Here is a 24,379-nt window from a genome sequence, read left to right on the forward strand (position 1 = left end):
ATATGAGTATAGTTACAGTAAAATCGATAAATGACCCTGCAAAAACTTATCAATTTGTTGATAATGGAGAGCCCATGCGCGGTGGTGTAAAAGATGTTTATTTTAGTCCGGATAGAAAATATGTTGTTGCTATTTTTAGAGACAAATTAGACTTTAACCAAAAAGAAAGACTTCAAAAAATAACTAATAAATATTATGCTCAAATCCAGAACGGAGAGGCAGGAGATTACTATTTAAATGAAGTTTTTAGATGGCCGACAGATGTTATAGAATATAATAATGCGACTGGGATAATCGTGCCCATTTATAAATCTAAATTTTTCTTTAAGAAAGGGTATCAAACTAGCGAACTAATTCTTGGAAAAGAAAAAAATGGAAAATGGTTTGCTGGGCCGAAATTTAGAAATCCGCATTTTCCACTCCGTATTGCAAATTCTGAGTTGGGAGATTGGCTAAGCTATTTTCAGGTTTGTGTCAATCTTTCCAGGGGAGTAAAAAAAATGCACGCTATGGGATTGGCGCACTCTGATTTATCGTACAATAATGTACTGATAGATCCTATTGAACGATCTGCCTGCATGATAGATTTGGACGGATTGGTAGTGCCAGGGTTATTTCAAGCAGAAGTAATTGGTACTGCAGAATTTATTGCTCCAGAAGTGCTTTCGACCAAACACTTAGATAAAAATGATCCAAACAGAAAACTGCCCAATAGGTTGACAGATCTGCATGCGCTTCCAGTACTTATATATATGTTTCTATTGCACAGACACCCTTTAAAAGGAGGGAAAGTCCATGACTTAGATACCGAAAAAGACGATTTATTATCAATGGGTGAAAAAGCAATGTTTATTGAACACCCAACAGATGACACAAATAGACCAAAACTGAACCAGGTTTCTAAATGGGACCTGCCTTGGGCAGATATAAATAAATTGCCATACACCATAACTGGACCCTATTTAAAAACATTATTTGATAAAGTTTTTATAGATGGACTGCACAATCCGATGCAGCGCCCAAATGCGGAAGAATGGGAAATAGCGCTTCTCAAAACAACCGATTTGATGCAGAAATGCCACAACATAGCATGTGAGCAGAAATGGTATGTTTTTGACAATACAAATACTCCCAAATGTCCTTTCTGCGGTACGGCACATCAAGGAACACTTCCTATTTTAGACTTGTATTATCAGTTTCAAGAAACTACTTGGAAGCCCGAGAATCATAGACTAATGGTTTATAATGACCAGTATTTGTTTCAATGGCATGTTAATCGTAATATTGCCAGAAATGAGAAGTTGACCCAGCAGCAAAAGGTACCAGTGGGCTATTTTACTTTTTTCAATGGTAAGTGGGTGCTGGTTAATCAAAAATTGACTTCACTAAAAGATTTAACCGAAGACAAAGAAATTCCAATTGGTACAATGGTGGAACTAACACACGGAAAAAAGATACTGCTTTCTAATGAAGAAGGAGGAAGAGTAATCATGGTTACAATGGCTAATACATAATTTTAAAATTTAACTTAATTAATATTTCAAATGAATCAACACCCAATTTTTTCGGAACATCCCGGTTTAATTATCGTTTTTGCGGTTGCAGTAGTCATCATGCTGTTGCTGGATTTAGGAATCTTCAACAAAAAAAGCCACGTCGTAACAAATAAAGAAGCTATTACTTGGTCATTAGTTTGGATCAGTTTAGCAATGATCTTTAGCGGTTTAGTGTATCATTTTGCTGGACCTGCAAAATTCTACGAATTCCAATCGGCCTATTGGATTGAAAAAGCATTATCTGTTGATAACCTTTTTGTATTTATTTTAGTCTTTAAGTTTTTTGATGTTGCTAATCAAAACAAACATAAAGTTCTGTTTTGGGGAATTATTGGAGCATTAGTTTTAAGAGCTATTTTTATATTCTCTGGAGCTTTCTTAATCGAACTAACCTACTTAAACAAACTTTTAGGTCTTGCACGATTAGAAGGATTTAAATATGATATTAATTTAATCATGACCGCTTTCGGATTGTTCCTTGTTTACGCAGGTGTTAAATCATGGTCTTCTGGAGACGACGATGATGAGGAAGATTACAACAACACAAGAGGAGCAAGATTGATTAGAAAGTTTTTCAATGTCAGCGATAAATATGATGGAGACAAATTTTTTACGATAGAAAACGGGAAAAAATTAGCAACACCGCTTTTAGTAGTTGTGGCTGTAATTGAGTTTACCGATTTATTATTCGCAGTAGATTCTATTCCTGCAATTTTTGCAATATCAAGCGATCCATTTATTCTTTATACTTCTAATATTTTTGCAATTTTAGGACTTAGAGCTTTGTTCTTCCTTTTGGATAACTTTATTCACTTGTTCAGCAAATTACAATATGGTTTGGCAATTATCTTATCATTTATCGGAATAAAAATGATCATTTCGCCATTCTACCATATAGACTCCATTTATTCTTTATTGGTAATAGGAGGCGTTCTTTTAATTTCGGTTTTAGCTTCAATCTTAATGCCGGAACCTAAAGAAGCATAAATAAAGGTTTTTTAACCAAAAAAAATAAAATTTAAAACGGATTGAAAATTAAATGTGATTTTCAATCCGTTTTTTTGTTTTCGAATACTGTAAAGCTATTGTTTTTCAATGTGAAAACTTCGATTAAAAGTTATACTTTTGCACTTTCAAAATTGTAAAACCTAAGTTTATTTACATTTTGTTTTTTTATTAATAAAATAAAGGTTTTTCAGCCTTTATCTTTTGCTCAAATTATGCTTAACATACACAATCTTTCGGTTTCTTTTGGAGGAACATATTTATTTGAAGAAGTTACTTTTCGTTTAGGTGCAGGAGACCGAGTTGGTCTTGTGGGTAAAAACGGAGCAGGTAAATCTACAATGCTTAAAATGCTGGCTAGAGACTTTGCCCCAGATTCTGGAGTAATATCTCAGGAGAAAGATATCCGAATGGGTTTTTTGCGTCAGGATATTGATTTTGAGCAGGGAAGAACGGTATTGGAAGAAGCATATGAGGCTTTTACAGAGATCAAAATTGTAGAAAAGAAATTAGAAGAAATCAATCATCAATTGGTTACAAGAACCGATTATGAGAGTGAGGAATACAGCCAGATCATCGAAGACTTATCTGATTATACACATCGCTTTGAGCTTTTAGGCGGTTATAATTATGTTGGAGATACAGAGAAAATCCTTTTAGGTTTAGGTTTTAAAAGAGAAGTCTTTAATAATCAAACCGAAACATTTTCTGGAGGGTGGAGAATGCGTATCGAATTGGCAAAATTACTTTTGCAGTCAAATGACGTTTTGCTTCTGGATGAGCCAACCAACCACTTAGATATCGAAAGTATCATTTGGTTAGAGAGTTTCCTTCGTAATTATCCTGGTGTTGTGGTGATTGTATCGCACGATAAAATGTTTTTGGATAATGTTACCAACCGAACAATCGAAATTTCTTTAGGAAAAGCATACGATTTTAATAAACCCTATTCTCAATATTTAGAATTACGCCATGAAATTCGCGAAAAGCAATTAGCAACTCAAAAAAATCAGGCAAAAAAAATTGAAGAAACAGAAAAATTAATCGAGAAATTCCGTGCCAAAGCTTCAAAAGCTTCGATGGCGCAGTCGTTGATTAAAAAATTAGATAAAGTAGAGAGAATCGAAGTTGACGAAGATGATAACTCTGTAATGAACATCTCTTTCCCAGTTTCAAAAGAGCCGGGAAAAGTTGTAATCGAAGCAGAAAATGTTACCAAAAGCTACGGAGACAAAACGATTCTAAAAGATATTAGTTTATTGGTAGAAAGAGGCAGTAAAATTGCATTTGTTGGACAAAACGGACAAGGTAAATCTACTTTCATCAAAGCATTGGTAAACGAATTTGAGTACGAAGGAAACATCAAATTAGGGCATAATGTTCAATTGGGTTACTTCGCACAAAATCAGGCCGAATACTTAGATGGCGAAATCACTTTGCTGCAAACTATGGAAGATGCTGCGACTGATACAAATCGTATGAAAGTTCGCGATATGTTAGGTTCATTTTTATTCCGTGGAGATGATGTGGAGAAAAAAGTGAAAGTACTTTCTGGAGGAGAACGTAACCGTTTGGCACTTTGTAAACTATTGTTACAGCCAATCAATGTACTGCTGATGGATGAGCCGACAAACCACTTAGATATTAAATCTAAAAATGTTTTAAAAGCTGCGCTTCAAAAATTTGGAGGAACACTATTATTGGTTTCTCACGACAGGGATTTTCTTCAAGGAATGTCGAACATTGTTTACGAATTCAAAGATCAAAAAATCAGAGAATATTTAGGAGACATCAACTTTTTCTTAGAACAGCGTAATCTAGAAAACATGCGCGAGGTTGAGAAAAAAGATGTTGTAAAGACAACAGCTCCAAAAGAAAATAACAAAACATCGTACGAAGACCAGAAAAAAGGAAAAGCACTTCAAAACAGATTAAGTAAAATCGAGAGTCAGATTCAGCAATTAGAAAAAGACATTCAGCACGACGATAAACTGCTGGCTTCTAATTATGATAAACATATAGAAGACGCGTCATTTTTTACAGCTTACAACAAGAAGAAAAAAGATTTAGATCAGTTACTTTTAGATTGGGAAGTCGTTCAAGAAGAGATTGACAATTTTAGTGCCTAATATAATTTTCGGGAGCTGATCCAGCTTTCCATTTTAAGTTCTCATAAAAAAGCTTGTTTTCAGGTTTCAGGTTTCAAGTTGATCTGAAACCTGAAACTTGAAACCTGAAACTTGAAACTTGAAACCTGAAACCAAAAACCAACTACTTAATAATTCCAATATATCTTGAGTGTTCAATCGCTTCACTGCTGTCCTTAAAATAACAAACCGAGACATTTAAACTTTCAAGGTTTTTAAGAATTTTTAGGACTTCTTTTTTTGGAGATTTACCCGTTTGCCTAATGTAAACAGCAATTACGGTAACGGGAAATATTTTGCAGATTCTTTCATACAATATCGGATCATGCTGCGAATCATCGCCCATTAAAATATATTTTAGAGTAGGGTAGAATTCTACAACGTGTTTTATTTTTTCAAATTTATGATCGTGATTCCCTCTTCCGCTCATAAAAAAATCGGTAATTCCTCTTTTAATATCTTTAAGCAGCACAACTGCTTTTGGCAGTTTATTTATTCGGGTAAATTTGGCAATAAAGCGATATAAATTCCACTCACTGCTCGAAATATAGAAAAAAGCATTTGCCTCTTCTGGATTCTCTCTTCCCGACTGGCTCAACGCCTGGTAATGCGAAACAACATCTTTAAAAACCTTTCTGTCATTTACATTTCTAAAAAGTAAAATATAGATTTTTCGAAAGAAATTATTGGTGTGCGAGATCAAAAAAGTATCATCGATATCCGATATAATTCCGAGTTTGCCTTTATGAGGTCTTATAAAACTACCCTTGCAGCTCGTTTTTACATTATTGTATTTTAGGCTTACTTCATAAGGCATCCAGCCAAAATGGGTTTCCTTTTCGAGCGGAATACAAAATTTAAAATAACCATCATCTAAAGTTTTGGTGTGAATTATTTCCTCATTATAATGAAGATAAACATCAAAATTTTTAATGGTTTTTATTCGGAATAATTTGAGAATCGAGGTGGCATTTTTTAACTTCTTTTTTTCAAAATCGTAATTGTGTTCTCTTCTTAAAACATGCCCCATCACAATTAATTCTTGCTCATTTGCATAACCTCGATATAATTGTAGAATTGGTTTCATTAATTACGTATATTTAGGTAACTGTAAATTACTTAAATTAATTGGTTTTAAAAATAAAATTTTGAAAAAGAATATACTATTTATTGTAAATCCGATATCTGGAGATCTAGATAAATCGGATTTAATCGAATCTGTTGCAGAATTTGCGTCGACACATCATTTTAATCTGGAGGTTTATGAAACTACGGGTAAAAACGATTTAAAAGCGATACAAACAATATATAAGCAGCATAATCCAGAAAGAATTGTTGTGGCTGGAGGCGACGGAACTATAAAAATGGTTGCAGAAGCAATGGAAGATCACGATGTAATAATCGGTATTCTGCCAGCGGGCTCTGCAAACGGACTTTCGGTAGATTTAGATCTTCCGCCCGGAATCGAAGAGAACCTTAAAATAGCCTTTTTAAATAACTATATCGAAATGGATATGATTTGCATCAATGGCAAAAAAAGTATCCATTTAAGCGATCTTGGTTTAAACGCAAACTTGGTAAAGAACTACGAAGAAAGCGATGTGAGAGGTTTTTGGGGATATGCATTACAAGCTTTTACAACACTTAAAGAGGCAGAAGAACCTTTTGTAGCAACTATTACAGCAAACAATAAAACGGTTCAGCACGTTGCGAGAATGATTGTAGTGGCTAATTCCCAAAAATATGGAACTGGAGTGATCATCAATCCAAATGGTTCCATGAATGACGGAAAGTTCGAATTGGTAATCTTAAAAAGCTTGGATCTACTTTTAATCGGAAAAATTATTACAGGAAATATGCCAATTGATTCTGAGGATATCGTAATTATTTCAACAGAGAAAGCAACTATCGAAACAGATTATGCGGTTAATTTTCAGATTGACGGCGAATATTGCGGTGCACAGAAGTCTTTAGAAATTCATATTCTGCACAAGCAAATGAAATTGGCTGTTCCTTAGCTGTAAAGTTTGCTATTTAAAAGGATTTCTTTCCTGCCATTCTGTTTTCGGCTCGAGATAATTAAAAAACCTAGAAATGTTATGGTTGATCAATGCATTGCTATGCGTGATTAAACCATACATTTTTACAGGTTTTGCACCAACTGAGCTTTTGATTTCCAGTGCCGTTCTGGCAAAAACAATTTCCTTGAAACCTTTTTTAATAGAATACGAAATCATGTCGTATAACATATTCAAATAAAGCATTTTTTCGCGTTGCACACTTTCATCATAGCCTAAAAAGTAGGTGTCCATTACATCGCCGTTTTTAATCAAAGTGTTGAAGCCGATTAGTTTTTCGTCTAAAAAATAACCGTACAGCAAAAAGTTGTCGCCCATTATTTCTTTAAAAAAACTAAAATGATTTCGAGCTAGAAAAAAGGTATTGAAAGGAGCATTTTTGGCCACATGAAAATACAGATCGTAAATAACATCCTCGTATTTTTGAATGTCGTCTAAAGACATTTTTTGCTTTACGATTCCTTCAGATTTTTTTCGGGCACGTTTATATTGGTCACGATATTTTTTGGACAAAGCATCAATATAATCTTGTTCTGTTTTCCAGTTTTTAGGAATTTCAAAAATCATATTCGGCTGCGTCGAAAAAGTATAATTATTTTTGAATTCAGCTTGCAACGGTTCTATTTCTTTCGCGGTAAAATCTTTTATACTCGTTATATGAACTTTTTTTCCGCTTTCCTTTAAATCTTTTTTAAGCTGGTTAATAGCTTTATGAAGTGTTTTAATAGCTTTTGACTGCTTGATGTTTTTATCAAAAACAAAAGCATTCTGCCCAGTAAGCATATTATTGCCAACGAATAAAACGTGTGAAGCAAAATTCTTTAGGGCGAAATTACGAACAGATGTTTTTAAGCACTTATCGCGCTCTCCAAAAGATTCTAGTTTTTCTGCAAATAAAAACTGCGTTAAAACAATTCCAATCAGTTTTTCCTCTTCAAAAAATCCGATAAAATGACACGTCATATTAACTGGACAAGAGTTTTCCAGTACTTCGAGATATTCTCGCGTTAAAAAAATATTATCGGCAGCAAGCAGATTCCATTCTAAAGGCAGTAATGAAGCGCTTTTGTAAATCTGGAAAGAATAGGTTGTATTCAAGAGAGTGAACTAATTTCGTCAAAATTAGATAATATTTACAATAACTCATTTTCTTTAAGTTATTATTAAGAAAAACCCGTTTGACTTTAGGTTTCAAACGGGTTATATATTTTTTACTTTATGCAAAACCGCAGATAATGCCGCCCATTAATGTCAATGTTATTATCCAGTAACCACTATTAATGAAAATATATTTCCAAGATTTTCTTTCAAATAATCCATTAATTCCAATCAGCGGAAACGCAAAAAACAACCCAGACATAAATCCGTGAAGTGCGCCGTGTTTAAAAGTTCTATATGCCATTCCGTAATCTGCCATAAATGCGGCAAATGATGGTTTAGCGCTGTCAATTAACGGCGGTCCGCCAACCATTCCAACTGCTCCAGATTGATGAATTGTTAAAGACATTAAAGTCATCGTGATCATTAAAGAAAAAATGTATGTCAATCCGAAGATTTTAATCATATTTCCTTTTTTTAGTTCTTCCTGAGTAAGATTACTTTCTTTCATCCAGATAGTTCCAAATACTTTTGGGCTGTACCAAATAAAGCCGACAATGAGCGTAACAATTGCTGCTAAAAGTAAGGCAACGAAGTTAATTTCCATAATAAGAGGTTTTTAGAATTAGTTAATCAAAAGTAGTTAAAAAAACAATCGGCTTATATTATTTAATAAAAGGAGAACAAATCGCACGAATTAATTATTTATTAACAGTTTGTCGATATTATGTGTATTATATCTATGAAATATGTAATTTAGTCGACGAATTAAACGATGATATTTTTTATCAAAAAGTTGATCGTTCTTGATTTTTCCTTTAGCCTTAGTTTATAAAATTGAAATCTATAATCTTGAAAATTATTTATAATATTTACCCCAAATTAATCGCGCTTATGAATGAATTTTACACTCGTTAAAAAAGTTGATTAAATATATTTAGTTAATTGCTGAAACCGTAATTCGTTACGGTTTTTTGTTTTTTAGAAATTAAATGTTATTAAAAAAATAACATTTAATTTGGAAAGGATTTTTTATGTTTGTCCAAATTTTTCATAACTTTAATATAACTATTCCAAAAAGCAAAAGCCGATTGATGGTCGGTACTATTACTCACTTAATAAACAGAAATTATGACACTACAATATCAAGGTGAACAATACGGAAAGTCAACCACATTTACCATAAGAATTATTGGTAATAACTTATCAAAAAGCAGTTCTAACTATCAAATTGATCTTTTGGTAGGAGACAAAAGACTTCCAACTTTCACTACTGAAATTCACCAAAGTCTTTCTAATTGTTTAAAAGAAATCTATTTATTCAGAAAACATAACGGAATCAAATTTGATGAATCTACAGAGAAAATCGTTTCGCTTTATGTTCCTTATGATAAGGTATTATATAACTATAATAAATATGCTTTATTTAGAGCATAATTTTTCTCAAAATAAGATCAAAAAGACCATTTGAAAAGATGGTCTCTTTTTTATAATACAAATAACAAAATGAGTCTGCGACAATATTAAATATAAAAGACAAAAGCTTCAGAGAAATCTGAAGCTTTTGTCTTTTGTAGCCCTAACAGGTCAATTCTCGAACCATTTTTGGAATGATTTAAAAATTTTAAGCCCATTATAACCAGTTGTTTTGATTCAGATTTATGAATATTCTAAAAATTAAAATCTATTGTCTTACTGGCAGGGCTAATAAAAATGCTTATTCTTCATATCCAATTCTTCATCTAATAAACTTGATAAAATACTGCGTCATAAACAAAAGTTAAGCTTTACGGAATCCCGTAAAAAAATAATAAAATATTGAATTATATTGCCCGCAGAATCGTAATAACCCCAAATTTATCAAAATGCTTATGAAGAAACTTTACCTGCTTAATTTTATCTTACTGCCACTTTTAATTCATTCACAAGATATCCTTTGGGAGAAATCCTATGGGGGCACACACGCCGATTATCTTTTTGATGCCCAGCCTACGGCCGACTACGGCTTTATCCTGGCAGGCAGTTCACTCTCTGACAAGACTGGAAATAAGGAACAGGAAAACCATGGAGATTTAGATTACTGGGTTTGGAAAATGAAGGAAAACGGAGAACTGGACTGGCAGAAAAGTTTCGGAGGTTCCGGCTTTGATCTTCTCCAGAGCATTAAAAACACCAGTGACGGCGGATTTCTTCTGGCAGGCACATCAAGTTCTTCAAAAAGTTTTCAGAAAAAAGAAAACTGTAAAGGCCTTTCAGACTTTTGGATTATAAAGCTCAATGCGGCAGGTGATCAACAGTGGCAGAGAACAGTCGGCGGCGACGGTCAGGAGGAACTGCTCTGCGCCTTCCAGACAAAAGACGGCGGTTATATTTTGGGAGGCTCTTCAAGCTCCAGTCCGCGGTCTATTACAAGTTCCAAATTTGACGAAAAATCTTTTATCCCCGATCCTTATTCAAAGTCTGAAAAAAGCAGAGGCAATATGGACTATTGGCTTATAAAATTAGATAAACAGGGAGTTATTGAATGGCAGAAAACTTACGGAGGACAATATTCTGATCTGCTGCGAAGCATGGAACAAACTGCGGACAACGGCTATATTCTGGCTGGTTATTCTAATTCCCCTATATCAGGCGATAAAACAGAACCAAATAAAGGAGTAGGAGATTACTGGATCTTGAAAATCAATGATACCGGAGAAATTCAATGGCAGAAAACCTATGGAGCAGATGGTGATGACCAGCCTTATGTGATTCATCAGACCAAAGACGGCGGTTATATCGTTGGAGGAAACTCCAACAGTTCTAATGCATTGACAACAGAAGGAGGAATTGTGGCTAACGGAACAGATTACTGGATTCTAAAATTGGATCAAGATGGAGGCGTTGTCTGGAGTAAAACTTTTGATTTTGGTAAAGTTGATATATTGACTTCACTGGTAGTAAATAATGATGAAACTTATTTAATTGGCGGGCATGCCCGTAATGCAGCCCCGAGATCAAGCGGCGGGTTAATGTCCAAAGCGGTAAATTTAGTCGCTAAGGAAAAAGACGGCATTAATGATTACATAGCTTTGAAAATTAATAATCAGGGTGAAGAAATCTGGAGCAAAACTGTTGGAAGCGGCGGGGAAGACATTCTACGCAAACTGGTTGAAACCAGAGACGGCGGTTACCTTATGGCCGGAACTTCTAACGGTTCATCAAAAGATAAAAACTCTGCTATCGGATCAAATGATTTTTGGGTCGTAAAATTAAAAGATAAGGCTAAAGTTGAAAAAGTAAAGGCAAGTATCGAAGCCATTCCAAATCCGGTATCAACTTTTACAAATGTAATTATCGGGTATGATTTTACTAAAGGTACCGCTTCAGTAATTGATATTTTAGGACGAACCCTGCAGCACTTTGATATTTCCAGCAGAACCGTTCCGGTTGATTTAAGTTATTATGCAGAAGGAATCTACATTATCAAAATTCAGACAGATGTCAAGACTGAGTCCGTAAAAGTTATTAAAAAAATTAATTAGAAAAGAATGTACCATTATATAAACAGCCTAAAAGCAATTGGACAGGGTTTCCTGATAAAGAATCTTATTTTAACCTTAAACTTATTTTTCTTCTTTTTAAGTATTTCTACACTATATGCTCAGGAAACCCCAGAACAGGGCATTAATATTGTGACACCTTCTATAGATAATTATAATTTCACCAAATATGGAAATCTTGATATGTCTAATAATAATGGCGGATTTGCATATTCAGTTCCTTTATATACAGTTAAACAAGGCAGAATTACTGTTCCTATCTCTTTAAATTACTACACAGACGGCGTTAAAGTTAATGATATTGCAGGTATTGCAGGAATGAACTGGAATTTAGCGGCTGGAGGTATGATTACCAGAGTGGTAAAAGACGAGCCCGATGAATTCACCCAAACAATAAAATACAGACCTGATTCTCAGTCTATGCTGGATATAATTGCTGGGAACTACAGCGATGCGGAGTATTTGGCTGGTAAAAGAGCAGAAGCCATGAATATCTGGAACAGTACCTATAATACGATTGGTACTGCTTATTACAATAAACTGGATACGGAACAGGATGCGTACAGTTTCAATTTTAATGGTCACAGCGGTAATTTTTATATTGAAAACGATCAAATTTATTTAGACACAGATGAAATTGGAATACGTGCTTCTTACGAACGATTAGTTATTGAAGGCGTTGTTACTCTAAAGTTTACTTTCATTACTCCTGATGGTATGAAGTATATTTTCGGCGGTACAAGTGAAACTGTCGAAAGTTCTGAAATTTCTGGGGACTGTGCCAGAGCTTTTCGTTCTCCTATACCAACAACATGGCACTTAAAACAAATTGAATACCAACACCAGACGGTTGTTTTTTCTTATAAGACAATTTTCAAGAATTATCCCTATGATTTTTCCCAGAGCGTAACGTATAAAACTAAGTTAAGATACAGCACCTGTGGCACACCAGCAGCATCAATTTTTGAATGTAATACAACTTTTAGGACAAGTAATGCAAAAGTCTTAACTAAAATTGATTTTGGGGTTTGTAAAGTTGAGTTAGATTATTTAACACAGCGAGAAGATTATTATGCCGGCCACCTGCTGAACTCAATTTCTGTGTATAATGGTTTTTCAGAGGTTGAAAAAATTAATATGTCTTATGTATATGCAAACAGCACAACCAACAACAGCCCCACACCAACTGTTTCAGTAAATAAAAAAAGAGTATTTCTAGAAAGTCTTTCATTTAAGAATAATTCGGTCCAGAAATTTGAATATAATAACATAGATGGATTAAGTCCAAGACTTGCTTACAGTCAGGATATTTATGGGTATAATAATGGCAATGCCTTTGCTTCTCTACTGAATGTGTATTATGACGGCACTAGAGAAAATGGTTATTCGCAATATATGAATAGGGAATTCCCGGGTATGGTGGATCGGGCAGACCGCTCAACAGATCAGATTAAATCTTTGTATGGCACCCTTAATAAGATAATTTATCCTACTAAAGGTTATTCAGTCATTCAGTATGAAAATAACTTAAGTTTAGAAAATGTTGATGTTCAGATATCCGAAACAAGAGAGATTCAGTCGAACAAAACACCTTGTCACCCTTTAAATGATGATGAGTTTCCAAGCACTCAGACGTTTAATTTTACATCAAACGGATCCGTGATGTATTTTTTTGCAAATGCGTCTGTAGATTGGTGCGAGGGAGTTACAGTTGAAGAAGGGCATGACAGACATTCATTAACAATAAGAGATCTTACAAACAACTCTATTGTTTACAGCCTGACAATTGATGCTGATCAGGTTTTTAGATCTGATGGAAGCACTATCTCTCTTCAACAAGGAGATGGAATTATATCACCGATAAACACTGTTGCAGGACGTCAATACAGTGTTACTTACAGCACACTTTCTAAATTTAATGATGTTTACGGGAATCTTTCCTTTCAATACAATTTTCAAGATGTAAAAGAACTCCGTATGGTAAACTACAGCGGGGCCAGGGTGAAATCTATTGCAGATTATGATAGTAGCGGTGAGAAGTATAATGAAAAAAAGTACGTTTATAATGAGGTTAAAGATCTGAATTCAGGAAAAACAAGTCTGCACCATAATTTTTTATTCTCACCTTGGAAATTTGATTGTACTGTCCCGCCATGTCTTGACGGCAGATCATCAACGACATACGTGGACTGTAATAACACAATAACATTTGGTTCCAGTAATTATTTAAGCGGCGTACTCTCTCGTGGAAACAGAATTAATTACAAGACTGTTTCGGTCATTTTACCCAACCAAAACGCTATTGAAAACAAATATATGGTAAGCACTGGAGAATTAGATGCTCCTGAGATTGTTTACAGGAAAGCTCTGAAAGGTACTACCAGATCTAATCCTGAGGGATGGTTTGACGGAAAGCTGGAACAGGCCAATATCTACAATTTTCTAGATAATGGAAACAATCCTGTAAAAACTACCATTTCAAAATATGGAATTCTTAAAGAAGAGATCTTTTACAATTACAATACAGAATTAGGTTTAGACAGCGGAACAGGTATGGATATCATGAACAAAGACCATGTTACAAATGATCTGCCTTATAATATTGGCTGTAACACAATTATTTGTAATCTACAGGGGAAAATAGGCATTGAAAAATACTTTAACCACTGTATAATTCGTGCTAAAACAGAAACAATTGAAACAGAATACCTACACGGACAAGCCATAACCAATACAACTAAATATTTTTACAACGCTGCTAATAATTATCTTTTAAGCTCACAGACTACAGCCAATTCAGAAGGTGAGACATTAGAAAGCAAATATTATTATGCTTCCAATCCAGATATGGCCGGCCAGCCGTTTAGAGACGAGCTTGTAGCAAAAAATATGCTGCAGCCGCCTTTAAAAACAGAAAGTTATAATGGCAGTAAAATTTCAGAGCAGCTTACTGTTTATGATAACAGTGCATTAACATCCAATCTGCTGATGCCAAAAAGCATTTACAGCGGTAAATTTCCCGATTCAAGCGTATTAGACAAGAAAATCACTTATGATAAATATGATGATAAAGGAAACCTTTTACAGTTTACACCAGAGGGAGGAATTCCAGTATCGATAATCTGGGGGTATCATCAAACACAGCCTATTGCCAAACTAGAAAATCTGACTTATGATCAGGCAGAAAGTTATGTTGCAAATATTCAGACTTTATCCAATGCGGATAATGATAATTGTATGTCTGCCAATTGTAATGAGCAGATTTTAAGAACTGCTTTAAATAATTTAAGAACGGTCTTCTCTCAGGCAATGGTGAGTACATACACTTACAATCCGTTAATCGGGGTTACCAGTATGACAGATCCAAAAGGAACAGCTTCCTACTATGAATATGATTCAGCTGGCCGATTAAAATTTATTAAAGATAAAGATTTAAATGTACTTCAAAAATACTGTTACAATTTTAAAGGCCAGCAGATTAATTGTGACGATAATAGTTCTTCAAGTGTTGTATTATATAAAAGTGCAGCCAGAAGCGGTTCGTTTACAAAAGACAATTGTGATGCAGGCGGAGTTGGATCTGCTGTAATCTACACTCAGGCAGCAGGGGCAGCTGTTTCAACTATTTCTCAGGACGATGCAGATTCCAAAGGTCTTACTAAATTTAACACAGATGGTAAAGTATATGCAAATCTTCATGGGGACTGTACCTTTAGCAGTACAGCCTACAGTGGTTCGTTTACCAAAAATAATTGCGCTTCCGGCGGAGAAGGTTCTTCTGTTGCATACAGTCAGGCAGCAGGCGCCTCTACATCAAAAACCTCACAGGCTCATGCTAATGAAATTGGTCTTCAGAAATTCAATACAGAAGGTCAGGTTTACGCTAATTCAGAAGGGTATTGTACTTTTAGAAGTATAGCTTACAGTGGAACATTTACAAAGAATACTTGTGCTCTCGGTGGAACAGGACTAAGTGTAACATACAGTCAGGCAGCAGGAGTCGAAACTTCTACAATCTCACAATCTGATGCTGATGCAAAAGGATTAGTAAGATTTAACGCAGACGGACTTGCTTATGCTAATACTAACGGTCAGTGTTTGTTTAAGAATACAGTTCAGAGCAGATCGATCATAAGAACCAACTGTGCCGCAGGCGGAGCACCAGGAATTGCTATTTATACAGTTCCGGCAGGAAGATATGATTCTTATACTTCTCAGGCGGATGCGGATGCCAGAGCGCAGAACGAAATCGATGTTAATGGTGAGGCTTATGCAAATGCTAATGCCAGCTGCAGATTTTTAAATACGCTGCAGAGCAGAATAATTGAAAGAAACAACTGTGCAGCAGGAGGTACGCCTGGTAGTGTCATTTATAATGTTACAGCAGGAAATTATGATTCCTATATTTCTCAGGCAGATGCAGATGCCAAAGCCCAGAATGAAATCAATCTTAATGGACAGCTTTATGCCAATACTAATGCCATATGTACTTTCAAAAATACCGTGCAGAGCGGATTGTTCACCAGAAATAACTGTGCTGCGGGAGGTACACCTGAAAGTATTTACTATTCAGTCTCCGCAGGGATATATGAATCGAATATCTCTCAGGCAGATGCAGATGCAAAAGCGCAGAACTATGTCGCACAGAATGGACAGGCTTATGCAAATGCCAATGCCAGATGTACATTTTGGAATACTGCACAAAGCAGGTTATTCACCAGAAATAATTGTGCACCTGGAGGAACTCCGGCAAGTGTATGGTATACAGTTCCGGCTGGAAGATATCACTCGAACGATTCTCAGGCAGCAGCCGATTCTCAGGCGCAAAGCGAAATTGATGTGAACGGGCAGGCATTTGCAAACAACGATGCGAATGCTAAATGTACTTTTTGGAACAGTGAAAGAAGTGGATTATTTACCAGAAATAATTGTGCTCCAGGCGGAACACCTGCCAGTGCGTGGTATACTGTTCCTGCAGGACGTTACAGCTCTGTAGAATCTCAGGCTGCCGCCGATGCCCAGGCGCAGAATGAAATAAATGCTAATGGTCAGGCGTACGCAAATAATGATGCCAATGCAAAATGTACGTTTTGGAATACTGCACAAAGCGGTCTGTTTACAAAGAATGATTGCGCCGTGGGAGGTATTCCAGGAACAGCATGGTATACGGTTCCGGCCGGCCGCTACAGTTCTACAGAATCGCAGGCAGCGGCAGATGCCCAGGCGCAGAATGAAATTAATGCAAACGGACAAAATCATGCCAACGCCAATGCAGTTTGTACATTTTCTAATGTTTTAAAAATGCAGAGTTTCACAAAAAATAACTGCGATGCAGGCGGAGTTCCGGGTACAGCAACTTATGTAGTTCCGGCGGGAAGATATTTCTCAACCTATTCTCAGGCAGCAGCAGATGATCAGGCGCAGCAGGAAATTAATGCAAACGGACAAAATCATGCTAACGCAAATGCCGGCTGTACCTATTACAGCGCAGCCAGAAGCGGTTCGTTTACTAGAAACAACTGCGGTGTTGGAACTGTCGTGGGGTCAACTGTTTCCTACTCTCAAAATGCAGGTGTTGAATATTCAGTAACATCACAGGCGGAAGCTGACGCACGCGGACTGCAGCGATTTAATACAGACGGGCAGGCCTATGCCAATGTCAACGGATATTGCTTTTACTATAATCGAGCTAAAAGCGGCAGTTTTACTAAAAACAATTGTGCTTCCGGTTATCAGCCTGGAGCTCCGACCATTTACACTGTACCAGCCAATAGCCTTATCTCCTACAATTCACAAGCTGAAGCAGATAATTTTGCGCAAGATATGGTGAATTCCAATGGTCAGACATATGCCAATGCAAACGGAATTTGTAATCCGATTTATTTTGACGCATCAGGAGATATGCAGATTGCGCTAAAGAAAATGTTTATAACATTAACAGCTTCCTCCTCTAATCATAATGGTAAAATTTTCAATATCGAGATCTATTACGATACTGCTTCAAATCCTAGTGCCTATCAAACAGCCACTTTACAATTATTACCTGGTGAAACAAACAAAACTTTCACAGTTGGCGTTCCGGCTAGAACTTATGCATCAATGTCATTTTACTAAAAAATATGAAAAAATATATATCCATAATATTCTTATTATTTCTTGCTAAAACGGCTGTTACAGCTCAGACATTTAGTGACGATAATTTTATTTATACAATAGCACCTAAAAAAGCGGTACAGTCTGGCAATTTAAGTTCCCTTACCAAGGATCAGATGAATCAGACCGTACAATATTTCGACGGGCTTGGACGCCCTATACAAACTATTGTTCCGGCTCAGGGCGGAAATGGGGAAGATTTAGTGACTCCGGCCGCCTATGATGAGTTTGGAAGACAGCTCAAAGAATATCTGCCCTATGCAGTATCAAATGGCAGCAGCAGTTATCCGAGAGTAGATCCAGGTTCGGCAGTAAGCGCTGTGTCTTCATTTTACAATACAGAAAAATATGAAAACACTTCTAATCCTTTCTCTGAGAAGAAATTGGAACCGTCCCCTTTAAATAAAGTACTTAAACAGGCAGCTCCGGGAGCTTCCTGGGCAATGGGAGAAGGACACGAAATAAAATTTGATTATCAGACCAATACCGCAGCCGACAATGTTAAACTTTATAAAGTTATAACGACATGGAAAGAGGATCTGGGGCTATATGACATCTCACTTTCAGTTCCAGAAACTTATGCTGAAAACCAATTGTACAAAACCGTTACGTTTGACGAAAATACAACAGCTAGTCCCGCAGAAGGTGCCGGCTCAACAGTTGAATTCAAAAACAAGCAGGGACAGGTTATTTTAAAAAGAACTTATGATGCGGGTGATCCGCATGATACCTATTATGTATACGATGTTTATGGAAATTTAACTTACGTGATTCCGCCAAAAGTGGAAGGAAGTATAGATGTTGATGTTTTAAACGGGTTATGCTACCAATACAAATACGATAATAAAAACCGGCTGGCATCAAAAAAACTGCCCGGAAAACAGTGGGAATTTATTGTGTACGATAAACTGGACAGACCTGTTGCATCGGGTCCAGCACTGTCTCCCTTTAGGAATGAGACTGCCGAAGGATGGGTTATTACAAAATACGATGCATTTGGCAGACCAATTTACACAGGCTGGCTGGGCCAGACTGCAACAGCTGCTTCGAGAAAGGGACTGCAGGACACCCAGAACAGCGCAGCTCTGCTGTTTGAAACGAAACAGACTTCTGGAACGATCGACGACATACCAGCCTATTACAGCAATACTATTGAACCGACAAATTTTAAACTGCTGACGGTTAATTATTATGATGATTATGCTTTTCCAAATGCGCAGGCTGTTCCCTCTTCAGTGGAGGGGCAGACGGTTCTGCAGAATGTAAAAAGTCTTGCGGCAGGAAGCTGGATAAGAGCATTAAGCACAGCCTCTTCAACTGCCGGGGAAACCAGCACCATATTTTACGATGATAAAGCAAGGCCCGTAAAAAATTATCTTCAGAATTATCTGGGCGGTTATAGCTCCAGTGAGAATAAGCTTGACTTTACAGGAAAAACACTGTACACAATCACCAGACACAAGCGCACCTCCAGTAATTCAGAAATAACAGTAAGAGAGGATTTTACCTATTCTGCACAGGACAGACTGCTGACCCATACACATCAGATAAACGGCGGAACTGTAGAGCTTTTGGCAGAGAACACCTATGACGCTTTAGGACAGCTTGAAAGCAAAAAAGTCGGAAACAGCTCTGGAAACCCGCTCCAGAAAATCGATTTTGTCTATAATATAAGGGGATGGCTCAAGGAAATTAACAAAACAGATAATTTACAGCAGAATACTGATCCAGTTGATTTGTTTGCTTTTAAGATCAATTACGATATAACGCAGACAGATGTTTCTGGAGTCAATCCCTTGTACAACGGCAACATTGCTGAAACTTTCTGGAAAACTGCCACAGATATAAACGAGCGTGCTTACGGTTATAAATACGATCATTTAAACCGTCTGAAAAATGCAGTTTATGAAAAAAACGGACTAACAACCAGTGCGTATGATGAAAACCTCACTTATGACAAAAACGGAAATATAAAGAGTCTAACTCGTAAGGGAGATTATGACCCTCAGGTTGGGAATTTTGATATAGATGATTTGGTTTATACGTATCCGACAAACTCCAATCAATTATCAAAAGTGGCAGACAACTCCAATAACAGCAGCGGATTCAATGATGCTAATAAAACAGATGATGATTACAGCTATGATGATTTTGGTAATATGACTACAGATAAAAACAAAAATATTACTGCTATTACCTATAATCATCTCAATCTGCCAAAGAAAATAACATTTGGAACAACAGGCACTATTGAGTACATTTACAACGCATCGGGACAAAAACTGGAGAAAATAGTTAGTGAAGGTACTGTAACAACAACCACAAATTATTTGGGCGGTTACCAGTACAAAGACAATGTTTTAGAGTTTTTCCCGACAGCAGAGGGATATGTAAAGAATACGGCAGAAGCACTTTCATATGTTTATCAGTACAAAGACCATTTAGGAAATGTTCGTGTGAGTTATGCTAAAAACCCAGCCACTCAAGTTCTTGATATTATTGATGAAACGCATTATTATCCTTTTGGTTTAAAACATTCAGGTTATGTAGCAAGTCAAGAGAGTAATAATAAATATAAATACAATGGGAAAGAGTTGCAGGACGAGCTGGGGCTTGAGGTTTATGACTATGGAGCAAGAAATTATGATCCAGCATTAGGGCGTTGGATGAATATAGATCCTAAGGCTGAAAATTCTCGTAGATGGAATCCTTATAATTACGCATATAATAATCCAATTTATTTTATTGATCCAGATGGAATGCAAGCAGATGATTGGGTTAGAACTCAAGATGGTCAAATGATTTATGATAGTCGAGTTACTAATCAGGAAACAGCGAAAGAGTTTTATGGTAATTCAACATATGTTGCCGTGGGAGAATCCTATACATCTTCAAAGGGTACTAAAGTTGAACTAGGTAAAAATGGAGCTTTTACGGTTGATGGGGTATCTGATCAAGCTGTTGATCAAGCGCCTTTAAGTCTTATGAGTAATGGATTAAATGAAATAATCGAGTTTAATTCATCGATTGATAGTAGTGTTCAAGCACTTCAAATATTAGGTGTAACTAGTAAATCTTTAGATGCTGTAGGAGGATTTACAGGTAATGCTGCAACATTACTTGATGTAGGACGAGTAGGAATGGATTACGCACAAGGCGAAATTGGAGAAGGTAGAGCTCTGTTCCGTTTAGGTACAATTGGAGCGGCAACAGCCGCAGGATCAGTTGTAGGTGGAGAAGTTGGTTCTGCAATACCAGTCCCAGGAGTCGGAACTGCAGCAGGAGCCATTGCAGGTGGTGTAATTGGTGGAGGCTCAAGTGTTGTAGAGGAAGCTTATGACAAAGTTTCTGAAGAAATTCAAAGAAGTTTCAATAATTTTATAAATACAGTAAACCTAGCTGGATCAAATTCAAAACGTTAATAAAACTATGAAATTAAGAATCACCTTTTTTAATCAGGTAAAAACATCACTGTTTTTAATAATAAGTTCTATCACTAGTTTGGCTATGTTTACTTTTTTAGAAATAAATACTAAAAAATCGTTACTAATTATTGAAATTCCCCTTTTTGTTATTTTTATTTTGCCTTCTGTTTATATGCATTTAAACTACTATTTTCAAGGTAATGATATTGAATATGAATTAGATAATCAGAGGATAAAAATTATTAAGGACAAAGTTGAAATAATTTATACGAAAGATGCTTTTAAAGAGATTAAACTCTACATGTCAGGTACAAGATTGGCAGGAATGTCATTAAGGAATTTCCCTTTTGAAAATTATTATTATGCTAAAATAGTAATAGAAGATAATACAGAGATAATAATTACTTGCTTGTTTTCTCAAAAAATTGATAAGATTCTAGAATCGTATTATTCAGAAGTTCCCACACTAAAAATAAAAGATTTTTATCCTATAATTTAAAGGATAAAATATAAAAGGAGAAATATTGTTTCTCCTTTTTATTTTTAAAATAGTCGTTACTCTTTAATGCTATTTCGAAATAACAGTACTGTTGCGGAAATCTGAACTAGAGATTGTAATATGATAATAATTGCATTTATAGGATTATATATTAGCATATATTTAATAACTGCTGGAGTGTTAAATAATCCTAAGATAATTAGAATTAGTAGGATATATTTAATCCAAGAAACTCCATATCTAATTAAAACTCCTAATGTTAAAATCAACAAAATAGTTATTATACTAGTTTTTAATCCTTTTTGAGAAGAAATTATTTCAGGTGAAAGAAGCAGATTGATAATGCCAAGAAGAGCTGATATAAAAATTAAGTTTGATGATTTGATAAAATTTGAGTTTAAGGAAATTTTCATTTATGAGTTGTAAAAGTTTAAGATGTAGAATTTAATTGCCAAAATACGTTCTAAAGATAATAAATTTTTTAAAAGTTAAATTAAACTTCTTTTTAGTAATTGAAACCGTGTCCATTAATAAAAAAGGAGTATTAAATACCTTTTTGAAGTTTCTTTTTCTTTCTTTATTTAAACTTTTTCGAAACATAATCATTTATCTATTCACCTCTGAGTAAAATATCGGTAATGTATTAAATGTGTTTGTGGTTAATTATTGCGTTTAACATTTACAGAAAATCAGATATTTATATTACTATCGCATAAAATTAAAACAGCCCAAAAGCTGTTTTTTTATTTTATAATGTTTTAAATCGAAAAAAATGGAGTCAAATCAGACTAGGTGTTACAGATGTGTTGGTGATATTCGAGAGATGATAAAGTATAGAAAGACAAAATCTGGTAATCAAAGATATATTTGCAGAGCACGCCGGAAAACTAGAGTTGAAAATTATATTTATCAAGCATAGGAGGCAGAGATAAACCAGAATATTATCCAATTAACCAAAGAGGGTTTAGTAATAAGAAGCACGGCAAGAATATTAAAAATATCAACGACAACACTACTGAAAAGAATCATCTTAATTGCCAGAAGCATTGCCAAGCCGATTATCAGCAGAGGCAAAACTTATGAAGTTGATGAGCTGTGCACTTACATTAAGCACAAGAAAAATTATATTTGGCTGGTTTATGCATTGGAAAAGAATTCTAGAAGTTTTGTAAGTTTTAATGTTGGAAAACGAACCAATAAAACTCTGAACCGTGTTTTGGAAACTCTGAAATTATCTGACGCTAAAAAGATATTTACAGACAGACTTAAAAACTATAGGTATCTGATTGATGAGAAAGTGCATTCTATCAAACGTTTCGGAACAAATCATATTGAAAGGAAGAATCTGACACTCAGAACTCATCTTAAGCGACTAAACCGCAGGACAATGTGCTTCAGTAAAAGTTTAGTGATTTTTACTGCTGTTTTGAAGATTTACTTTTGGATTTGAGAAGTAAAACAGTAAGTTTATCTACGATATTCAGTAGATGAGATTAATAAGTATGGTTTAACTGCATTACTTGGAAATGTACCAGGAAGGGATTTGGCTCATGGCATTGAAAAAATTTTGATTACCCCGCTCTATGAAGAGTGCCTAATGAAAATCTGCGCAAATGTATCTGACTTTTTGCAATTTTTTTGTTCTTATAAATTGTAAGTATGTCAAAAGTCTCTGGCTTTTTTAGTATGGTATGGTTAAGCCTATTTCAAAATAGTTTTAAAGTCTAAGACTTTGAGACGTCTACTTTTTTATTATAGAATACGCAGCTTTTCATTAGAAGACTTCGTAGAGGGGGCTTTCGAAATTTATTTTTTAAAATTTATTCTGAAAGCCAATAAGTTATTTCAAACCCCTTACTTTCATTTCTTTGTTGATCATAGCTAAACTGCTCAATGCAGGCATTAAGGTTACGGGTAAAGCAAATACAGGAATGAGCGTTGCGATATTAAAGTTTTCAAAACCTTTGGTAGCGTACAGGTAAATTAGAATACCCACCGCAAGAACCGCAATAGTTAAAAATCCAATGACCACGCCTTTCAATAAGTTTCTTCGTTTTAACAATTGCTCGTTGGTTAAATTTTTAATTTGATTTGTCTGCATAATTTTTTTATTTAAAGTTCTATTAGTTATTTTTATTTTTACAAATGTATAAATAATACACCAATTGGTGTTTTATTTTTAATAAAAATTCATGAATTTATTTCTAAAGCTTGATTTAAAATGGAAAGAAAAGAAGTTTCTGGAACAGTGCGCAACAAGGAACGCAGCAAAATAAAATTTTTGGAAGCGGTAGGAAAAATATTGAAGGCTCAAGGTTTTACTGGTTTAAAAATAAACAACATTGCTTCTGAAGCGGGTGTAGACAAAAAAATGATTTACACTTATTTTGGCGGATTAGATGGCTTGATGGACACCTACATTCGCTCGCAAGATTATTGGAGTAATGTGTCGACTGAAAAAATACAAACGGATTCGAAAGATGGTGGAAAAGTTTTGCTGAAAGAAATGCTGTACAACCAATTTACATATGTTCACGAAAAAGAAGAATTGCAAAAATTATTGCTTTGGCGTCTTTCCGAAGAGCGACCTGCATTGCGAAAAATGACCGAATTGCAGGAAGAGAATGGTGAAGAATTGTTTAAAGCGATATTCGATCCGCACTTTGGAAAAAATGCCGAAAAATTTCGTGCTATTACAGCTCTTCTTGTGTCTGGATTATATTATCTCAATATGTATGCAGTCTTTAATGGAAGCTGTTTTTCGGGTTTGGATATGCAATCAGAAAAGGGACGCAAACAAGTGGAAGAAGCCTTGTCTTTTCTTATAGACAAGACGTATGAGGAGTTATAAAAGCTATACAAATAAAGAAGAAACA

15 protein-coding genes and 1 pseudogene are annotated in these 24,379 nt (G+C 35.4%); 11 read left to right on the forward strand and 5 right to left on the reverse strand.

All coding sequences use genetic code 11. The features are described from left to right. Positions 1-2: 2 nt before the first annotated feature. The 3 genes from HYN86_RS08775 to abc-f all read left to right on the forward strand — a co-directional run bounded on the left by HYN86_RS08775 (position 3) and on the right by abc-f (position 4,690). The gene (locus tag HYN86_RS08775; RefSeq protein ID WP_113677690.1) at positions 3-1,514 is read left to right on the forward strand and encodes a helix-hairpin-helix domain-containing protein; all 1,512 of its coding nucleotides are present in this window, start codon (positions 3-5) and stop codon (positions 1,512-1,514) included. Positions 1,515-1,544: 30 nt separating this feature from the next. Next, positions 1,545-2,543 (forward strand): TerC/Alx family metal homeostasis membrane protein, encoded by a 999-nt coding sequence (locus HYN86_RS08780; protein WP_113677691.1) that lies wholly within the window; start codon positions 1,545-1,547, stop codon positions 2,541-2,543. A gap of 233 nt (positions 2,544-2,776) precedes the next feature. After that, positions 2,777-4,690: a ribosomal protection-like ABC-F family protein gene (gene abc-f, locus HYN86_RS08785; RefSeq protein ID WP_113677692.1), complete on the forward strand. Its 1,914-nt coding sequence runs from the start codon at positions 2,777-2,779 to the stop codon at positions 4,688-4,690. Between the two features lie 142 nt (positions 4,691-4,832). Here abc-f and HYN86_RS08790 read toward each other — a convergent pair whose 3' ends face one another. Then, positions 4,833-5,795 carry an App1 family protein gene (locus HYN86_RS08790; protein ID WP_113677693.1) on the reverse strand — a complete coding sequence of 321 codons (963 nt, stop codon included), beginning with the start codon at positions 5,793-5,795 and terminating at the stop codon, positions 4,833-4,835. 61 nt (positions 5,796-5,856) lie between these two features. Between HYN86_RS08790 and HYN86_RS08795 the strand changes: the two genes are divergently transcribed. Continuing rightward, positions 5,857-6,726, forward strand: a complete 870-nt coding sequence (locus HYN86_RS08795) for a diacylglycerol/lipid kinase family protein (RefSeq protein WP_113677694.1) — start codon at positions 5,857-5,859, stop codon at positions 6,724-6,726. Between the two features lie 12 nt (positions 6,727-6,738). Here HYN86_RS08795 and HYN86_RS08800 read toward each other — a convergent pair whose 3' ends face one another. Both HYN86_RS08800 and HYN86_RS08805 read right to left on the reverse strand, forming a co-directional pair. Beyond that, a complete protein-coding gene (locus tag HYN86_RS08800; RefSeq protein WP_113677695.1) occupies positions 6,739-7,884 on the reverse strand; it encodes a GNAT family N-acetyltransferase in 1,146 nt (381 codons plus the stop codon). 118 nt (positions 7,885-8,002) lie between these two features. Beyond that, entirely contained in the window at positions 8,003-8,491 is a 489-nt protein-coding gene (locus HYN86_RS08805; protein ID WP_113677696.1) for a DUF1761 domain-containing protein, read from the reverse strand. Positions 8,492-9,015: 524 nt separating this feature from the next. Between HYN86_RS08805 and HYN86_RS08810 the strand changes: the two genes are divergently transcribed. The 5 genes from HYN86_RS08810 to HYN86_RS08830 all read left to right on the forward strand — a co-directional run bounded on the left by HYN86_RS08810 (position 9,016) and on the right by HYN86_RS08830 (position 21,503). Then, positions 9,016-9,321: a hypothetical protein gene (locus HYN86_RS08810; RefSeq protein ID WP_113677697.1), complete on the forward strand. Its 306-nt coding sequence runs from the start codon at positions 9,016-9,018 to the stop codon at positions 9,319-9,321. A 434-nt stretch (positions 9,322-9,755) separates the two neighbouring features. After that, entirely contained in the window at positions 9,756-11,408 is a 1,653-nt protein-coding gene (locus tag HYN86_RS08815; RefSeq protein WP_113679895.1) for a T9SS type A sorting domain-containing protein, read from the forward strand. A 6-nt stretch (positions 11,409-11,414) separates the two neighbouring features. Then, complete coding sequence (locus HYN86_RS08820; RefSeq protein WP_113677698.1) at positions 11,415-17,540, forward strand: DUF5977 domain-containing protein; 6,126 nt, start codon at positions 11,415-11,417, stop codon at positions 17,538-17,540. Positions 17,541-17,545: 5 nt separating this feature from the next. Continuing rightward, entirely contained in the window at positions 17,546-21,001 is a 3,456-nt protein-coding gene (locus HYN86_RS08825) for a DUF6443 domain-containing protein (RefSeq protein ID WP_113677699.1), read from the forward strand. A gap of 7 nt (positions 21,002-21,008) precedes the next feature. Next, a complete protein-coding gene (locus HYN86_RS08830; RefSeq protein WP_162789334.1) occupies positions 21,009-21,503 on the forward strand; it encodes a hypothetical protein in 495 nt (164 codons plus the stop codon). 56 nt (positions 21,504-21,559) lie between these two features. Here HYN86_RS08830 and HYN86_RS08835 read toward each other — a convergent pair whose 3' ends face one another. Further along, positions 21,560-21,916 carry a hypothetical protein gene (locus tag HYN86_RS08835; protein ID WP_113677701.1) on the reverse strand — a complete coding sequence of 119 codons (357 nt, stop codon included), beginning with the start codon at positions 21,914-21,916 and terminating at the stop codon, positions 21,560-21,562. A 359-nt stretch (positions 21,917-22,275) separates the two neighbouring features. Between HYN86_RS08835 and HYN86_RS08840 the strand changes: the two are divergent. Then, positions 22,276-22,953, forward strand: a pseudogene (locus HYN86_RS08840) (IS1 family transposase). A gap of 390 nt (positions 22,954-23,343) precedes the next feature. Here HYN86_RS08840 and HYN86_RS08845 read toward each other — a convergent pair. Further along, positions 23,344-23,604: a hypothetical protein gene (locus HYN86_RS08845; protein ID WP_113677702.1), complete on the reverse strand. Its 261-nt coding sequence runs from the start codon at positions 23,602-23,604 to the stop codon at positions 23,344-23,346. Positions 23,605-23,724: 120 nt separating this feature from the next. Between HYN86_RS08845 and HYN86_RS08850 the strand changes: the two genes are divergently transcribed. Continuing rightward, the gene (locus HYN86_RS08850) at positions 23,725-24,354 is read left to right on the forward strand and encodes a TetR/AcrR family transcriptional regulator (RefSeq protein WP_113677703.1); all 630 of its coding nucleotides are present in this window, start codon (positions 23,725-23,727) and stop codon (positions 24,352-24,354) included. Positions 24,355-24,379 lie beyond the last annotated feature (25 nt).

Origin of the sequence: Flavobacterium fluviale (assembly GCF_003312915.1) — a bacterium.
Lineage (GTDB): Bacteria > Bacteroidota > Bacteroidia > Flavobacteriales > Flavobacteriaceae > Flavobacterium > Flavobacterium fluviale.